Annotated in this window: 14 protein-coding genes and 1 pseudogene; 2 read left to right on the top strand and 13 right to left on the bottom strand. The window is 44.8% G+C overall.

Translation table 11 applies throughout. The features are described 5' to 3' along the window. Positions 1-275 precede the first annotated feature (275 nt). Positions 276-672: pseudogene (locus F6K63_RS00245) on the top strand (IS701 family transposase); the annotation flags it as partial. Positions 673-871: 199 nt separating this feature from the next. On the opposite strand, the gene rd reads toward F6K63_RS00245, so the two are convergent. The 8 genes from rd to pipX form a co-directional block, all read right to left on the bottom strand. Further along, on the bottom strand, positions 872-1,033 hold the full coding sequence (gene rd, locus F6K63_RS00250; RefSeq protein WP_008187710.1) for a rubredoxin: 162 nt from the start codon (positions 1,031-1,033) through the stop codon (positions 872-874). A 95-nt stretch (positions 1,034-1,128) separates the two neighbouring features. After that, positions 1,129-2,073 carry a sulfotransferase domain-containing protein gene (locus F6K63_RS00255; RefSeq protein ID WP_008187711.1) on the bottom strand — a complete coding sequence of 315 codons (945 nt, stop codon included), beginning with the start codon at positions 2,071-2,073 and terminating at the stop codon, positions 1,129-1,131. Positions 2,074-2,088: 15 nt separating this feature from the next. Further along, entirely contained in the window at positions 2,089-3,435 is a 1,347-nt protein-coding gene (gene murJ / locus F6K63_RS00260; RefSeq protein ID WP_008187712.1) for a murein biosynthesis integral membrane protein MurJ, read from the bottom strand. A gap of 122 nt (positions 3,436-3,557) precedes the next feature. Next, positions 3,558-5,012, bottom strand: coding sequence for a GumC family protein (locus tag F6K63_RS00265; RefSeq protein ID WP_287248580.1), 1,455 nt, complete (start codon positions 5,010-5,012; stop codon positions 3,558-3,560). Between the two features lie 113 nt (positions 5,013-5,125). Continuing rightward, positions 5,126-6,505 carry an RNA-guided endonuclease InsQ/TnpB family protein gene (locus F6K63_RS00270; protein WP_008187714.1) on the bottom strand — a complete coding sequence of 460 codons (1,380 nt, stop codon included), beginning with the start codon at positions 6,503-6,505 and terminating at the stop codon, positions 5,126-5,128. Between the two features lie 551 nt (positions 6,506-7,056). Next, positions 7,057-7,881 (bottom strand): pyrroline-5-carboxylate reductase, encoded by an 825-nt coding sequence (gene proC, locus F6K63_RS00275; protein WP_071986918.1) that lies wholly within the window; start codon positions 7,879-7,881, stop codon positions 7,057-7,059. A 67-nt stretch (positions 7,882-7,948) separates the two neighbouring features. Continuing rightward, positions 7,949-8,536 carry a cell division protein SepF gene (locus tag F6K63_RS00280; RefSeq protein ID WP_287248583.1) on the bottom strand — a complete coding sequence of 196 codons (588 nt, stop codon included), beginning with the start codon at positions 8,534-8,536 and terminating at the stop codon, positions 7,949-7,951. Positions 8,537-8,973: 437 nt separating this feature from the next. After that, entirely contained in the window at positions 8,974-9,243 is a 270-nt protein-coding gene (gene pipX / locus F6K63_RS00285; RefSeq protein WP_008186718.1) for a transcriptional coactivator PipX, read from the bottom strand. A 1,384-nt stretch (positions 9,244-10,627) separates the two neighbouring features. On the opposite strand from pipX, the gene F6K63_RS00290 reads away from it, so the two are divergent. After that, entirely contained in the window at positions 10,628-11,743 is a 1,116-nt protein-coding gene (locus tag F6K63_RS00290) for a geranylgeranyl reductase family protein (protein WP_008186716.1), read from the top strand. Positions 11,744-11,857: 114 nt separating this feature from the next. Here F6K63_RS00290 and F6K63_RS00295 read toward each other — a convergent pair whose 3' ends face one another. From F6K63_RS00295 to F6K63_RS00315, 5 genes are all read right to left on the bottom strand, one after another. After that, a complete protein-coding gene (locus tag F6K63_RS00295; RefSeq protein ID WP_287248587.1) occupies positions 11,858-12,622 on the bottom strand; it encodes a hypothetical protein in 765 nt (254 codons plus the stop codon). 399 nt (positions 12,623-13,021) lie between these two features. Continuing rightward, the gene (locus F6K63_RS00300; RefSeq protein WP_287310275.1) at positions 13,022-13,624 is read right to left on the bottom strand and encodes a peroxiredoxin; all 603 of its coding nucleotides are present in this window, start codon (positions 13,622-13,624) and stop codon (positions 13,022-13,024) included. Positions 13,625-14,065: 441 nt separating this feature from the next. Beyond that, positions 14,066-15,025 carry a DNA polymerase III subunit delta' gene (gene holB, locus F6K63_RS00305; RefSeq protein WP_287310277.1) on the bottom strand — a complete coding sequence of 320 codons (960 nt, stop codon included), beginning with the start codon at positions 15,023-15,025 and terminating at the stop codon, positions 14,066-14,068. After that, complete coding sequence (tmk, locus tag F6K63_RS00310; RefSeq protein WP_287310279.1) at positions 14,995-15,678, bottom strand: dTMP kinase; 684 nt, start codon at positions 15,676-15,678, stop codon at positions 14,995-14,997. The genes holB and tmk overlap by 31 nt, the downstream gene beginning before the upstream one ends. A 107-nt stretch (positions 15,679-15,785) precedes the next feature. Continuing rightward, positions 15,786-17,069, bottom strand: a complete 1,284-nt coding sequence (locus F6K63_RS00315; RefSeq protein WP_287310281.1) for an AAA-like domain-containing protein — start codon at positions 17,067-17,069, stop codon at positions 15,786-15,788. Positions 17,070-17,168 lie beyond the last annotated feature (99 nt).

The following is a 17,168-nucleotide window of genomic DNA, read 5'->3' on the forward strand; positions in this document are numbered from 1 at the left end:
ACCATCTTCTCTATTCTTGAGGTCTCAAATATTGCATTAACACTTAGGGACTCTTGGAGACTGGTTCCATACTATGGGTAAATCGATCAAATGTCTTTTAGTCAAGGATTTCGACAATAGATCTCTAAAATCTAATCAGGAGAAGTTTACAATCATTGGGGACAGCAACTATCGGGACTTAAACGATAAAAAGAGCAAAATTATGGTATAATCTATGATGGATCAACCTTTCACGTCGAAAGGGCGATTTACTCGCCCTAGGAGGCGCGCACCGTGATTATTTGATCACCAATGTTGAGGCAAAAAAAAGTAACAAAACAGTGGATAGTAATGACCTATTCCCAAAGAAATTGGGTGGAAGTATTTTCTTGGGAAGCCAAGGGTTGGCTAGGGTTGAAAGAATACCAAGTCAGGGATAAAAGAAGTCTAATTCACCATTTTATTCTAGTATTTTGTGCCTATATTTTTATTCTTTGGCATAAGTTAACCGGGGGATTACTTTGGCGATGGGCGTTCCAAACCTTGGCCACGCTACGCGAATGAATACTTTTACAGAAGCCTTGGAGGCTTTCCGTACAGCTATGTCTTTTCGTTTCTTTAATTGGCTAACTAACTCACAATCAGGAGGTGTTTGCTGCTTATAAAGCCAGTTTAGGCTTCATTTGGGCTTGATTTTTGTTTAAGTCCCACTAAAAGACCAGTTTTTCTGGCCTCTCACGATTTTTGATCAAAAAAAGCGATGCAGCGCGGTCTTGGGGAGGCAGCGCGGTCTTGGGGGTCTCCCCCATGACCGCGCTGCCGTGGTTTCCCCCACTCGCTATTGCATCAAGACACGGTGGCAGTGCCACCGATTACGACAATAAGGATGTTACTATTCTTCCGGTTCAAAATCTTCCTTACCGACCCCACAGACCGGGCATACCCAGTCATCTGGAATGTCTTCAAAGGGTGTGCCCGGTGCAATGCCACTATCTGGATCCCCTACCTCTGGGTCATATACATAGCCGCAAGCGGTACAGACATATTTCTTCATGGATATTCTCCTAAATTAGTGTTCTTCTCTCATGATTCTGATCATATCGTGTCCCGTTGTTTCGTTAGTGTTCTTTGTTATTGTTTTTTTATAAATTAATTCCATGACTCCCATGGCACTGAGCGACCAAGTAGTTCTTCCAATGCTGTAACTTCCTGTTTATAATACATAGTAAGAGCATTTTTGATAGCTGGTGAAATCGACACCTTTTCCTGAGGCTGCACATTAAGGCGTAAATAGATCGGATCCAAGGCTCGTCGAATTTTCCTCAAAACTTTGTGAATGGGTTTGTTTTGGGTATATTGACGCATACACTTTAAAAACTGCTCATAATTCCGGTGAAACCACCAATTTTTTACTGCCTTGCTGGGATTATATACTTTAAAGAGATAATCCCCATAGAAGCTGGAATCAATTCCTGCAAATCGACAAATTTTTTCAAGCACATATTTGGGATTACGGGATAATTCTTCATAAAAAGCCACATAAATTCTATCGGATCCGAATAACTCAAAGTAAGGTTTTAAGTAGACATAATAACGCCCTTGCTCAAGGGAACGCATATAGGTATAGGTATTTTCGTGCTCAAAATTATCTTTAATTAATTGCTGGTCAACATAGTTATCAAAGCTGATATTTTGAGGAAGATACTCTTTCTGTTTAGCAAATTTATACCAAGAGATTAAGCGAGAAACCGGTTCCCGTAGGATAAATATAAGTTTAACATTTGGTAGAGATTGTTTTATTTTATGGGGTGTACCTGATGAGTAAAGATAGTCTGGTGTTGCCTCCATCCGAATTTTTTCGACATTGGAGCACTGAGCATAACGAAAAATATCATCATATTTTTCTAGACCATCTTCATATCGATAGTTTGAAGCTTCTGGATAATCTTGATCCAAAAAGAAGCGAATTTCTTTGAGGTTAGAGGTACAAACTTCAGGATGATCAGCTAGATAATAAAATAGTGATGTGGTTGCCGCTTTTGTCGTGCCTCCAATAATCAAGTAAGAGTGCTGTTTAAAACTTGAACTATTCATAGATTTTATTACCCCTCATTCACTGTGATGTTTTTGCAGCAGAGAAACACCCTTTCGATGGAGTAGATAGATGATGAGTATCACATAGATAATAGCCATAACAGGCCAACTCATAGCAATACCAATTAATTCCCAAACTTGCCAAAATAACCAACTCAGAGCAACCCCTACAAATGCCATGGTCACCATACTCCAGACAACCAAACCATAAGCTCTCTGAGCATATAAACCAGCTTCAAGCACGGGGATTAGAGAAATAAATGCCAAGGACAGCCCTAACCAAAAGAATACTTGAGACGTCTGCTCAATAGAGGTAGCTTCAAAAGAACCATGTCCGTATAGCAAACGAATGATTTCTCCATGGGATACCACAATAAAAAGTACTGCAGGTAAGCTTACTAATAGAGTTTTGGTCAAGTTTTTGCGCAAAGCCGATCCCAACCGGGATTTATGCCCAGCTAAGTCATGCTCTGTCATGGCAGGCAAGCTGGTGGTAGCAATACTGACACCAATAATCGTTTGAGCAGCGGAGACGATCCGAATTGCAAAGTAGAATGTGGAGACCCCACCAACTGCTACTAAGGAAGGCAGCATCTGACTCTTGACTAGATTAGATGCGAGCTTAATCACAAAACCGATAGTAGGTAAAGAACCTGCTTGCCACAGACGCGCAAGGTCATCTTTGCCAGCCCACGCCAACCATTGATGTTGGTGTCCCGCTTTAAAAGCATCTAGAAATACCAGCACAAAGAATCCACCAAATCCCAAGGTATAAGCGATCGCTATCCACAGAGCAATACTAGACTGTTGCCATGCCAACCCAATGGCAGCCACTACGAAACCTGGTGCGATCGCATTCCGCAGAGCTACCGCACTAAAGCGCCTTTGGCTGTTGAGGATCACACTAAAGACCGCAATCCCAGGAGCAAACAAAACCATTGGCGCACAGATCCGAAATAAAAACGTTGCTTGTGCTCTACCCTCTGGAGAAAATCCTGGGGCTAACCCAGTTATAATCAATGGCGCTATAATTTCCAACAGAACAGTTAGACTAACACCGAGTACTAAAGCTAAGTTGACAATGCCACTGACCAAGCGATGATATTCCCTGTGATTCAGAGCATCTCGACGCTCCATGAACATTGGAACCAAGCTTTGTCTGGTTCCCTCCCGGCTCACGGTATCAATTAGTCGCGGTAAGCTGAGGGCAACAATCAAGGCATCTGTGGTTTGACTAGTCCCCAGTTTCGCCGCCATCAAAATGTCCGCAACCCACGCCAGTAGCATACCGAAGAAGGTCAGAGACATCACTCGCAGCGTGGGAGATTTCCACCCTTTGATTATACGGTTGGATAGGTTCATCAGATTACTTACTGCCAACACCTGATTAAGGTAGCAGACTTGGGGTCTTTCTCTGTTAGTTTTCCGTGCTAGTAGTTTCCAACAATTAGATCCAAATTGTTGCTACGTTTAAATTCACTGGTTTAAGACTCAGGTTGAAGTACCGGAGGGGAATCTTTAGGAGCGTCTGTCTTAGAACTTGGTTTTTCCCAGGCCAGGATAACCAGGCCAGTTGTCATTAACAGGGAAAGCGCCACAGCTCCCAAGATTACCGTTTTTTTGGTATTACCAACAGGTTCTTTCGGTAAGTTCGGCTCTACTAACAATTGCAGGGTTGGATAAGCAGTAGCATGATCCGATTTATTCAGGTTTAATTGAGCCGACTTCGCCGTAAATATAGCTTCAGAGATTTGCACCTCTCGCTCAAGCTCAGTCAGGGTTAACTGCTCCTGAATCAATGTCTGAAGTCTGGACTCTAGCTGAGCAATTTGTTCTGCCAAGGTGTTCACTTGACCGGTTAGTCCCTGCTGTTGAGCTCTCTGGTTGATTAACACTTGTGCCAGATTTGCTCGACCTGTCTGGGCATCTAAGCCTAAATTGAGATTATCCAAACGTTGAACATCCATCCCCTTGCCCAATAGCTGTTGGCTACGAGCAAGTAATGCCTCAAGCGCCGCTTGCTTCTTAGCTTTGAGATTAATCACCTGAGGGCTGTTTGGTGTCCATTGAGAATTTAGTATCGTTAGCTTAGCACTAATATCGCTATAGTTTTGCCAAAGTTTTTTAAACACTTCATCATCCTGAAGCATCAGAGCATCGGCTGCTTGGTCAGTTGACAACCTTAGGTTAGCTTCTAGCTGCCTTAATCCAGAGGTAGCCGCTTGCTGCTGAGCCAATAAATTAGCACGCTGCACTCGCAACCTTTCTACTTCTTCTGAAAGGTTATTGATTTGTTCAGAAATTTTGAGCAGTGACTTCTTTTTGAATTGAGACAGCTTTGTTTGGGCGTTTTTTAAGTTACTATTAGCAGAGTCTAAAGCTAGCAACGTCTTGTTATCCTGACGAGCTGATTCTTCTGCTCTTAAGTAATCAATCCGCTTGACTAAAGCTTGATAAAAAGCCTGAGTATTTCGCTGAGCGTCCGATGGGCTTTTGCCATCCGCTTCAAACTCTATGATAGTGGTACCTCTATCCAAATAAACCCTTGGCTTGGCAAACTCTTCAAAATCTTTGACTGAGGTATTAACAGCAGCAGCAGCTTCAGTTAATACGACGTCACTCATGGCGATATACTGGTAGTTTTGTCGTGGATCTACCTTTAAAAGATATCCGTAAGGAGATTTCTCACCTGGATTGGAGGAAGCTTGACCGACTCCAGGGAGTTGAACAGATCCTTGAGAACCCACACCAGGTATAATTGCTGCTGCCTTACTGGTGTAAGTTGGAGGGATTTGCTCGAGCACAAAAAAAGCTAAACCCAAAATAGCAGCATTGCTCAAAATCCCCAAACTTATGTAGGAAAACCATTTCAACCCATTGGGTCGAGAACGTTGGCGTGCTTCTGGTAGGGCTCGAATCGGAATTGAAGATTCTGTCATCTGTCTGTCATCAAAATAGATGCAGTCCACAAATTTACATTCAGACTAAATTATGAATATTTTGTGATTTTGACATCTCCCCCGGCTGAAGCACAGGGGATTCTACAAGGTTCCTACAAGGCAGGTTGAAACCGTGCCTTGTAGCTTCTCGTCCTATATGATCTTTTCATAGAGTTGAAAAGATCATACCGGTGCGGTAGTGTCAATGCTCCCCTACCCACCTTGGTCAGGTCAAGACCTAACTGTGTGGCTACTTTTCTAGCTATATTTGCAGCACCGTTACAATCGGCATTAATTAGCCAACCATTAGAAGTTTTGTACAGACCACGCCTAACTCGTTTGCCCGACGGTTTCCATCCTTTGGGTTTTTCGCCGTGTCTTGGGAGGCTGTCGGAGTCAAGATAAGACGCTTTGCTGGTGTACGCTTCCTCGGTAATTGTTAGCTTAATTCCATACTCAGGACAAAGCTGTTTCAGTCGTTCAATCAGTCTTTTTGTTGGAATGACCACAAAATTCTGATTACCCCGTTTCCCCATGCTTGAGGAATCTTTCTGTCCTTCGTTCCAACCAATGACGAGGTTTCCAACGCAATCGCTCAGGCACCGATTAATAATAAAACGGGCGGCTTTGTTGATCGCATCCCTGATTTGATTGTTTCTTCTGCGTTGGACACGATCTAAGTTTGAATCCCAGTATAATTCAGGCTTTCCAGCTTTATATTTGGCAACCAACCTGGCATAAGCCTGATTCAGAGACTTGAGCTTTCTGCCATCAATAATCAGGCTTCTCCCATGGGTTGAAACTCCGGTTAACCAGTTGTCCCCGCCGTGATCAAAACTCCATGCTTGGAAATAGTCTAGATTGGGATTATTTTCCACCGGTTGTTTTCCATCATCAATTACCCAATCGATCCATAATTGGCCTAGATACGGGCGAATAGTAACCTGTTTGACCCAATCTGGATCTATGAACCCTGGAGGTTCTAAGGCGATCTCAGTAAGCAGTTCAGGTCTACTTTCCTTGCTGATCGACGGGTAAAACAAACCGTTCTTATAGTTGAGCGCTTGTCTGGGAAAAGTGACGGCAGCTAGCCCGCCTTTCTTGCGGTACCTAAGCAGTTTTGGTCTATCGACTTGGCCTTTGTAGTAAAGGCTGACTAATTGGTTATAGCTAGTGATTGACTCGGCTACAGTTTTAAGAGTTTGTTGTGCTGACTGAGCCGCCATTGCCTTGTAATGAGGGTTGTCTTTCAAGCTGTTGCATAGCTCAGCATACTTGAGGGCGCACTTGTAAGTCTTCCAACCATAGCGCAGTTCATCCCCCCGCCAGTAAGTTGTAAATGCCTCTGGTTGCTGTTTCAACCAACTATAATGCTTCTGTTTGGAGTAATAGACTGCACAATTTATCAAGCTATTCGCTTGCTCACACTGAAATAGCCAGAAAGCATTTTCTTCGTCTGAAAACGTTGCTTTTACTGGAATTGTTTTGTACATCTTACTATCACCTCCCTCTCTTTATTATAACCTATTGGAATAGATACGGCGGGGTAAACCCCGTCCCGGGAGTTTCATCCCGGAGACGAAACCGTAAACCCTTTTGAAAAGGGAGGCTCTCACGTTCCCAGTATTTTTGGTAGTTCAGATCCCATGCTTTTAAACGATGGCGACCAATGGCATAAATCCTTTAGCTGCCATTTATTATAGAACTAGATGACAGAACTAGATGACGCACACAATAGTTTTTTGCCCATTAATTAAAATAACACCCCCATAGGACTACAGATCCAGATGGGGTTAGCCAAGACCAACTAACAACGGCGTAGCCTAATTGAGCTTAAGATTGACAATCTCAATCAGTTTTGATCAATTTTCAACCTACCCTACAAGGGACGCCAAGCCTTAACAACCTACCCTATGGGAACGCTAAGGGCGAACAACCCACAACCTTCAACCTTCAACCTTCAACCTTCAACCTTCAACCTTTAACCTTTAAACTTCAACCTTTAACCCCCAACCTCCAACCTCCAACCTCAAACTTTAAACCTTCAACCCCGCAACTCCCGAGAACGCTGATAAGACCCCAAAACCGCTTCAATCAAAGCCGAGCGAAAACCAGCCTTCTCCAACTTAGCGATCGCAGCAATTGTCGTTCCCCCAGGACTAGTAACCTGATCCTTCAATTGAGCTGGATGTATTTGAGTTTCCTTTAACAGCTGGGCTGTCCCCAATACTGTAGACTGTGCCAACTGCAATGCGATCGCTCTGGGTAATCCAGCTGCCACGCCCCCATCTGCTAGGGCTTCCACCAAAATCGCCACATAAGCTGGGCCTGACCCAGATAAACCGGTCACCGCATCCATCAGGTGTTCCGGAATCTCGACTACTTCACCAACAGCCCTAAAAATTGTCTTTGCTCGCTCCATTTGATCAGGCGAAACCCATTTTCCAGCAGCTAGTGCTGTGATTCCCGCCCCAACTGTTGCAGGAGTATTAGGCATTGCCCGGATCACTGACTGGGATGGAAAAGCGGTTTCCAGTCGTTCCAGAGGCACTCCAGCTAGAATTGAAATCACCATTGGCAACGTTCCTAAGCTGTGACCGTTGTCACCTCTACCCATTGCCAGTTCTGCCGCTACCGCTTCAAATACCTGAGGTTTAATTGCCAGTAACAAAACCTCTGATGCTGCCGCTGCCGCTTGGTTATTGGCAGTGACCCTTATCCCGTATTTTTGCGCCAAACCATCACGGCGCTGCTCCAGCAGCTCACTCACCAAGACCTGATCAGGCTGGTAAAGTTGTTGGGCAAGTAGACGGGATAGGAGGGCTTCTCCCATGACACCGCCACCAATTATGCCAAGTTTTATAGGCAACCCAACACCTCTCTTTTCAAATATTAATGTTATTCTTGAACACTAGACACTTGTCAAGTCCTGACTCTTACTGAGCCATCTGATCTGGCTCAGAACCCCAGGCTGGTGACGGAGCTGTCTGACGGGAAGGAGGGGCCTGGGGAGTAGGTATCTCATGAATCACACCAGACTGAGTACTTACCTGAACACAGCTTGGTGTGAACAAGAAAATACTTTCACCAATACGCTCTTGATGACCATCAATAGCGTAAGTCCCACCAGCCACAAAGTCCACCGCTCGTTGTGCTTGGTCTGGATCCATGATGGTCAGGTTTAAGACCACCGACTTCCGTTCCCGCAGTGCCTGAATCACTTGGGGCATTTCTTCAAAGGAACGAGGTTCAATCACTGCCACTTCTGAAATGCCATTGACTGCTCCAGGCATGCCAATCACATTATTGATGGGAGATGGCCCTACGCCTGCTTCTGATACCGTTGTCCGCTCCCGAGAACGACGTCTGGTTGGACGTTCCTCCTCTGATGGCGGTTGCACCGGTTGCTCTTGTGGGTAGGGAGTTGGGTAGGCATCCCCCTCCATGTCTTCATATTCGTATTCGTATTCCACTGGCTCATTCAGACCGACGAAATCGCGCAGCTTATTAAAAATACCGCTCATAGTCAACTCTCCATCACAACTTTAGTGTAAGCTTCTGCAAAACCGATAATCGACCTTCTCTAGGGCAGCAGTCTTGAGTAGATGCTTAGACTAGAACGTAAACAGTCTAACTTACCCCATAAGCTTACTTAATAATTTTCACCCTTGAGAACACCACAAGGTTATCAATATAGAATATATATCTGCCTTCTGCTCGGGGTGTAGTTGTCGAAACCAACACTTAGCAAAAGGTTATGCCATTATATATAAGAGGGCAATATTGATGATGGATGTGGTTGGGTATATACTACCCCATTACAAGGCTCTAGCCATAACCTAATTTCAGAAAACCCTCACAATCATCGTTTATACCTACTTCTGGCGGTAATATCAGCCCATTCACCTTGTCCGGCTCCAAGGAGTCTCCCAATTAACCCGAACGGGTTTCCTAATGGAACTTATTGGAAGGTTTGCTGATGGATAATCCGAAGCTGCTCATAGTCAGCCGATGAACCACTGCGCCTAAGTAAGCGAAGGCGATTTTCTACCAACAGCCGAGCCTCAGAACGACTGATTGGCTCAAAGGCAATACCATTGGTGGTACTTTTCACCAAAAAGAAAAGTCTGTGGGCATAGATCGTAGTGAACAACTCTTGTTGTTCTTCAACAATGCAAACTCGAAACAGTAGACCAAAATTGGGGTGATTGAGGTAGTTTTCAGAACTCATCAAAATCCATATTAGGCGGGACTTGAGCACCGAACTATCTGGTAATGGTCAAATAAGTCATTTCCATGACTTACTTTCCCTTAGTCAGGTTAGTGATATTGTGCCAGGGGTGTAAGCATTCAGCTATCAGTCTTGAGCCTTGGCCTATGGCCACGCATCGCGTATTGCTCACGCTACTTGAGGTGCCGTCAGCTAATCAACGGTCGGTAGTAAACCAGCATCGGGGGTGCTGGTACGGCTGGTTTAAAATCCCTGCTCGTTTTACTGATCCGACCCCGTGCAGTTAAAGCGCCTGCTAGCACCTCTAGTAGCGATGCAGTGGCCTCACGGGGAGGCAGTGCCGCCAAAGGGGGTTACCACGGGGCTTTCAAGGTGCGGACGCAGGTGACCCACGCAGCCCCTCCCGATGAGCAACTGCCGTGGTTTCCCCCACTCGCGCTTTGCATCAAGACAGCGTAGGCGTAGCGCATTAGCTAATAGCACCTCAAGTAGCGTGGGCGTAGCGCATTAGCTGATAGCTGATAGCTGACGGCTGAATGCTTACCCAGGGGTTTGGTTCGTTAGTTAATCTAGGTAAGACTAGGAGTCAGCAAGACCCTAACAATTCCTAAAGACTTTAACCAAGTTATAGAGATAATAGCTTGATTGGTGGATTATAGTTCGCCAGGGAGAACAATTAGGGGATTGGGTCATATTGTTTCTGACGGCATTAGAATTGCAAGATAATCCTAATCGGATCTTACTTACCAAGTCTACCCAAATCTCCACAATCCAAATCTCCCCTACCTTGGTTGAACTCCTCAATACCGATACCAACCGATTGGAGATCGACTGAGGATTTAGAAGAAGCCCATAGGGGAAGAGGATGGGGAGCAAAAAAAATACACTAATAGTTTTGGCAATAGTTTTGGCTGTGACTTCGTGAAATTTTAATAAAGATTGCTCAGAAGTCCACATGTTTCAAAAATTCTAGGTCGATAATGGTTCTATAAGCTAATGATTTCCCTAGTAATTAGCAGACTAAACTATCCGGATTAACGAGTCTAATGACTGAAAACTGGAGTGAACAAGAGACAAAAACTATCAGTAGAGGTGCATCCAGATAATAAATGATTAGGCGTTTTCAGGATGTTATTGATTAAGGGTAAGCATTTTCCTAATAGCCTAATCTCGACCCTGCAATGTTTGTAGGGTCATTATTATGAATTGATAGTGATTTTACAATGCCCGTTAGTTTGTCTTAATTGCTGGGCATCTTAGTGAGTAAGTCCTGGTAAATTGGTCACTCAATTTGGTCACTCAATTTGGATAGTAGGCTGACACACTGGGCTGTTAGTCTGTGAACTTCAATCGATAAATCTTTGAGGAGTAAAGTAGAAACATCATGTTTGACTGCATAATCGTTGGTGCGGGACCGGCTGGTGGAACTGCTGCTTATCACCTGGCTAAAGGTGGAAAGTCTGTGGTGGTTCTAGAAAAAGAATCCTTACCCCGGTACAAGGCTTGTAGTGGGGCGGTTTCCCCACAAGTGCAACAGTGGTTTGATTTCGACTTTACACCTGCCATATCTCTGAAAGCTGAGAGTGTACGCTACACCTGGAAAATGGATGACCCAGTAGAAGTGAAACTGGACACTCAAGAACCGGTTTGGATGGTGCAACGGGATGTTTTCGATCACTATCTCATCCAACAAGCCCAAAAACAAGGTGCTGAAATTCGAGATAATACAGCAGTTACAGGGGTGGAGTTTAAGGGAGACCACTGGCAGGTCAACACTGTCAATGGGACTGTTGAAGGTCGCTACGTGATTGCAGCTGACGGTGCTACTGGACCGATGGCAAAATGGTTGGGATTCAAAGAACGTAAGTCACGTCTGGCATTAGCCCTAGAGGTGCCCAAATCGGAAACCAATAGTACCGAGATCCATTTTGACTTTGGTCAGGTCAAAAATGGCTTTATCTGGAATATTCCTAAAGCCGAAGGCTACTCCATTGGTCTTGGCTCCTTACGGGGTGGTGACCTGAAAGACATCGAAAAGATAGTCAAAGGTTATGCGGAGAAATCCGGCTTAGACCTGAGTAGCTGTAAACAGCACGAAGGTGCCATCTGCGTCTGGGAACGTGAGGAGAAGCTGCATACACAAAATGCTGTATTAGCTGGGGAAGCTGCTTGTGTGGTGGATCCCATGACTGCTGAGGGAATTCGACCCTCCATGTTTAGTGGCATGAAAGCAGCTGAGGCCATTCAACAAGCTTTGGCAGGTCAAGCCGATGCCTTAGAAAACTATACCCAGGTGATGCAGCAAGAACGGGGAACTGATATGAGTTGGGCTGCTAAGCTCGCTGGTGCGTTCTACAGCTTTCCCGGAATTGGGTACAAAGTCGGCGTTAAAAAACCCGTTGCTACTCAAATCATGCTCAACATTCTGTGTGGGCAATTACGCTACTCCGAAGTAGTAAATCGTGCCATGAAGCGCTTGAACCCATTAAGCGGGGGATAATGGTGATAGGATAATTAATTTTGTCTGGTATCTTATCACATAAATAGTTGGGGTTGTTGAGGGTGGACACTTGACTGTCAACCCTCAACCCTCAACCCTCAACAGATAATACCATTAATGTCGGGTAAAAATGACCACACTTGACCCCACCACAGGACTACGGGCAAGTAACGTTCCCTCTAGGTCAGTAATTTCCAACTTGTTAAAGTCTAATTGTTGAGACTGACTCAGCATCCTTTGAGCTAAGGTATTCTGCTGAGCATCGTTGAGTTGGTACCACTCATCACTGACCTTGACCAAGAGCATACTTCTGAGAAAGTTCGCCTCAATTGCTTGAATCAGGTCATTACCGTACTGAGCAGTAATAGCCGCAATTTGATTTTGAATTCCGACAATCAGGCTTTGTTCAGGAGTTAACTCTGGTGTGGGTATGGGTTCCGATTCCACAAGTTGTGATTCCTGAGGAACTTCCAAATTTTGTGGAGAATTAATGGTATCAGCAGTAACTTGTGCCACCTGTGCTGGTGTCTTTGGTAGAAGCGCTAGTGTTGTCCATAGAATGACTACTACCACGCTTGCGATCGCACCAGTCAACATCCAATCAGACAGTTTTTCATTCCAAGCTGCCGGTAACAAGGAGCGGACTTTTTTTAAGGTGCCATCCCACAACCGGCCAAGAGTACTAAGAATCGGCAGCAAGCGATTCATTAATCCAGACTTAGGCTCAGAAGACGATAACTTTCCCTTGCCAGTGGTCTGAGGCGATTGACTTGTTGTTTCCAAGCTGTCTTTGGATTTATCTGTCACTGATGGTGTCGGCGGCGTTTGCATTGGTTGATCATTTGCCGCTTCTGGCTGCTGTTTTTGCTCTTCTGACATTGTACTTCCTCCCAGGCAGCGCCATTTTTTGATTCAATCGATTGACACTCCTCCCTACTCACTATATGATGCGGACCAACATGTGTAGGTACTGACACAGACTTGTTGACCATTTTGCCACAAAGAACGAGCATTCTTGACTGTTGTAGTGCGAGGGGATAGCAACTTTTGTTTTCCTTTACTGCCGTGCTATATCCTCTAGCCTATTAGGAATTTAGATAAGATTTCCTAATCGAGCAATGGTCAACTTGCTTACCAGAAATGCAATGTTCTATCACTACCTATTTATCACTACCCTCATAATGTTAATGGGAAATTGAACAGGTATTATACCCACTCAATTTCCCAGTATCAAAGCTCAGTCTTCAAGGTAGGAGGGCGGAGATATTCGTGATTCCGTTATACCGCAGCAAAGTAAACCTTTGATTTAACAGGGTCAGGGTTCATAGTTTTGTCACCTGGTTGCCAGCCTGCTGGGCAAACTTCATCGGGATGAGCTTGAACGTATTGAATCGCTTTCAGGGTACGCAGGGTTTCGTCAACGCTACGACCAAAGGAGAGGTTATTGATAGTAGCGTGCTGGATTATGCCCTCCTTGTCGATGATGAATAAACCACGCAAGGCAATACCGGCTTCCGGGTCAAGAACGTTGTAAGCCGTGCTGATTTCTTTTTTGATATCAGAAACCAGAGGATAAGCTAAATCGCCTACACCACCATTCTTGCGGTCAGTCTGAATCCAAGCCAGGTGAGAGAATTCGCTGTCAACAGAGACGCCAAGGACTTCGGTGCCTAGTTCTTTGAATTCTTCAAAGCGATCGCTAAATGCAGTAATTTCAGTAGGGCAAACAAATGTGAAGTCTAGGGGATAGAAAAACAGAACGACGTATTTACCACGATAGTCAGACAGTTTAATTGTCTTGAACTCTTGCTCGAATACAGCAGTGGCCGTGAAGTCGGGAGCCAGTTGGCCTACCCGGAGACATCCTTCTGTCGTAGTCATGTCGTTATTCTCCTTATAGTGTCTAGGGTGTCAGTTGGCTACAGATTGCTGATCAAGTGGTGGTCACCTCAAACCTTGCTACCCATACTATTTCTCAAAGTGCTGGCTAAAAAGATACATCTTGAGAGGGAGTTCATGGATAATAAATCTAACCAATATCCCATGTCCATGCCGAGACCATGACATGATCTGTAACCTACCACACAAATGGTATCAAATCTAATTGATTATTTACGAACCTTTACAATTAGATCATAGTCATAACGATTTTGATTAGTAGGCTTTCCTTCAGGTGCGACCCGTGGCGAATTTAATTCTTAATGGTAAGAGCGCATATAAGTATCCAGTATTAGGAAATATTTGATGGAGCTTTATCGTTGATCCTTCCCAATTACTCTTTTACACTTTATTCTTCATGCTTTATAATTTACTCCTAACCCTTCATGCTTCAAGAATACTCAATTCCAACAGGGTTACCTCCCAAACCAATCGCGGCTGAGCATAACTGAGCAGGTATCGCCGAGCTTGCTCTAGCTTTTTAATCATCTCTGGTTGAGTGTGTGATTGCCAGTAGCAGTGTTGTAAATACTTCACTAACCAAAGCTGAGTGTGGGTATCCAGGTTGTTGTCAATTTCCTTTGCCAGTGCTAATGCTTGACGGGATGTGTGGGGTAACTGGGTAAGTTGGGTGAGTAAGTTTGGGGGCATGGCTTTGAGTTGCTCAAAAGCAGCGATCGCTTCCCCCGGACTTCCCTGGGCAATAGCGAGTACTGATGGTTCCTGTAAAATCTGTTGATGACCGGTTTGCCACAGCACTGTTGTCATAGTTTCGGGCCCCAGCCGAGAAAATGGAATCCGCTGACAGCGAGACACTAGGGTCGGCAACAAAGATTCAGTGTTAGGTGCGATCACTATCAACGTAGCGTTTCCCGGTTCTTCGAGAGTCTTCAGCAAACCATTGGCTGCTGGCTCTGCCATAGTTTCTGCTTGCTCTAGTACCACCACCTTACGTGATGCTTCTAGAGGAGAATTACTCAGAAACCGAGCAATTTCCCGAATTTGTTCCAACCGAATTTGGGGGGGTGCCTGACGCTGAATTCCTTTTTGGACAGCCTCTGTAGCAGACACCAGTGTACCATTGTGGAGATAGGTTGGCTCTAGCCACAATACATCCGGGTGATTGCCCTGAATCAGTCGTTTTTTAATTGAGACTTGCCCATCAGCGGGGATACCTTGACAAAACAACTGTTCAATAAAAGCCCGTGCTACCAGACTCCGCCCCACCCCAGATGGACCAGCAAACAGGTAGGCAGGGGCAATGCGGTTAGTTGTAATTGCTCCGTTCAATAATGCGATCGCTTGGTCTTGCCCTAGGATAAAGTCGAACGCTCCTGGAACCATGTTCTAAACCGTTCACGCAAAATCTTCTGAATGGCATTATGCACTTCCTCCTCACTGTAACTAGCATCTACCCGAACAATCCGATCGGGATTTTGTTGATACAACTCCTGAAATCCCTGCTGCACTCGTCGGTGAAATGCTAAGTCAGCTTGCTCCATGCGGTCAACGGTTCCCCGCTGTCGCGCCCGTTCCAGACCAATTTCGACATCAATATCTAGCCACAGGGTGAGGTCACTTTCCAGTCCACCAGTAGCAATTTGATTAAGCTGCTCGATCAATTTCAAGTCAATACCTCGGCCATAACCCTGGTAGGCAATTGTGGAATCCGTGTAGCGATCGCATAAAATAATTGCTCCGTTGACCAACTGTGGCTTAATCAACTCTTCAACATGTTCAGCCCGATCAGCAGCATAGAGTAAAAGTTCAGCCCGAGGGTGAATCGGTGAGGAATCTCTATCTAGTAGCAGTTGGCGAACCTTAGCACCTAATAATGTTCCGCCCGGTTCTCTAGTGACTACAACGGGCATTGTTTGATCCAAAGTACCTAGACAGTCTTGTAAGCCACCAGCTCGAAGCCAATTTGAGCATCGCTGCAGTTGGGTAGTTTTACCACCGCCTTCCACTCCCTCGAAAACAATTAGCTTACCGCTCAAGCCTACCTCCTTTACTACTCATGGCGCTAATGTTTGATAGCCTACAGCTTAAACAATGGCTTGAACAAGCTCAGGCATTCAGCGGTTCCAATTAGCTTGGCGATCAATCACGCCTCCTTAAGCTGTGCTAATAAATACTGACGATATAAATCACAACTTGGCATGACGTGATTTCCGTCAAAGATGATCAAACCTAGATTCTTTAATCTATTGATTAAGATTGAATCTAACTCAACACCTCTATCGGTTTGAATCACCTTGTTGAAGAAAGTGGCTAACTCAGGATTTTGCCTAAGTCTAGTTAATTTTAGCAGCAGATGATCCCTATAAATTCCCTCTCGGGTAGGTGCTTGATCAAGAAGTTGTTCTAGGCTAAGGTTTTGACAAGCCAAGTGATAGAGAGCAAGCTGCACTAATTTCGGATGTCCCCCCACCATAGCCATTAATTTCTCCCTAGCTTGACCTCTAAACCAATCGAGTCCATAAAGCTGGGCTAACTGCTGAATTTGTTGAAGGTTAAACTGGGGTAATTCAATGGGCAATCCTAAATTCGATAAATAGTCAGCTATTGTAACAGGAATATCAACTTCTGTGGAGTAAGCAAGCACAAGCCGCAGCTTTTGCCAAGGTGTGACGTGTTTGGCAGCCTCAGACCAAGATCGCAACAGAATAAAAAAGTCAAGAGCTGTTTGCCTATGCTCAAGGAGCAAATTCACTTCATCCATCGCCAAAACTAGGGGCTGTTCAAGGGACTCTAAGATATGTCCTTGAAAAAAAGAGCTACAGCTTGCTTTGCTGCCGATGTCCTCATGCCAATACTCATCCAATTGCTTGGCAAGCACCAGTTGATTACATAGATTAGCACACAACCAACGTAATAACCGATCTAAATTACTTAAAATCGCTCTTTCTGCTTGGGCAAAATTAATCCATACTGTTCCGTAACCTAGGGATTTTGCCCGGTCTACTATCCGCAGCATCAAAGAGGTTTTACCGGTCTCTTTCGGGGATCTAATCAGGATTAGACTTCCGAGTTGTTCAATGGCTTGGTAAGCCATTTCTTCGACAACGGGACGTTTAATGTAAAACGCTGATGATAGGGGGACTACTCCAATGGGAAAGGTTGGGCATTGGCTCAAGGATTGGTAATATTGCTCGATTCGCTCTTGGTGTAAGGGACTCAGAGGAATGCTAGCTAAAACTGGTTTGAAGTTGCCCTTGGTGATTGGTTTGCCAAAAATCTTGCTGAGCAATAGCCATAACTTAGAAGCGATTCTCCTGAGATATTCACTACCGTAGTGTATCTCCTCCGCCATCTCGGTATAGGTTTTTTCTTCCCAAGCTTGGTACAGAATCCATTCCTGAAGGGAAGTCAATTTAGCGTACCCCATAACTGTGAGTACATCTATGAGCTGATCTACTGACATCGTCTTACTATGTGCACCTTTTGCTGATGGTCTTGAGTCAGAGATGACCAAAACCAAGGTATA

The organism is Moorena sp. SIO1G6 (assembly GCF_010672795.1).
In the GTDB taxonomy this organism is placed as follows: domain Bacteria; phylum Cyanobacteriota; class Cyanobacteriia; order Cyanobacteriales; family Coleofasciculaceae; genus Moorena; species Moorena producens.

Bases quoted from the DNA above. Each gene is read 5' to 3' on its own strand.
- rd (WP_008187710.1), bottom strand. From the start codon at position 1,033: ATGAAGAAATATGTCTGTACCGCTTGCGGCTATGTATATGACCCAGAG.
- F6K63_RS00255 (WP_008187711.1), bottom strand. From the start codon at position 2,073: ATGAATAGTTCAAGTTTTAAACAGCACTCTTACTTGATTATTGGAGGC.
- murJ (WP_008187712.1), bottom strand. From the start codon at position 3,435: ATGAACCTATCCAACCGTATAATCAAAGGGTGGAAATCTCCCACGCTG.
- F6K63_RS00265 (WP_287248580.1), bottom strand. From the start codon at position 5,012: ATGACAGAATCTTCAATTCCGATTCGAGCCCTACCAGAAGCACGCCAA.
- F6K63_RS00270 (WP_008187714.1), bottom strand. From the start codon at position 6,505: ATGTACAAAACAATTCCAGTAAAAGCAACGTTTTCAGACGAAGAAAAT.
- F6K63_RS00280 (WP_287248583.1), bottom strand. From the start codon at position 8,536: ATGAGCGGTATTTTTAATAAGCTGCGCGATTTCGTCGGTCTGAATGAG.
- pipX (WP_008186718.1), bottom strand. From the start codon at position 9,243: ATGAGTTCTGAAAACTACCTCAATCACCCCAATTTTGGTCTACTGTTT.
- F6K63_RS00290 (WP_008186716.1), top strand. From the start codon at position 10,628: ATGTTTGACTGCATAATCGTTGGTGCGGGACCGGCTGGTGGAACTGCT.
- F6K63_RS00295 (WP_287248587.1), bottom strand. From the start codon at position 12,622: ATGTCAGAAGAGCAAAAACAGCAGCCAGAAGCGGCAAATGATCAACCA.
- F6K63_RS00300 (WP_287310275.1), bottom strand. From the start codon at position 13,624: ATGACTACGACAGAAGGATGTCTCCGGGTAGGCCAACTGGCTCCCGAC.
- holB (WP_287310277.1), bottom strand. From the start codon at position 15,025: ATGGTTCCAGGAGCGTTCGACTTTATCCTAGGGCAAGACCAAGCGATC.
- F6K63_RS00315 (WP_287310281.1), bottom strand. From the start codon at position 17,069: ATGGGGTACGCTAAATTGACTTCCCTTCAGGAATGGATTCTGTACCAA.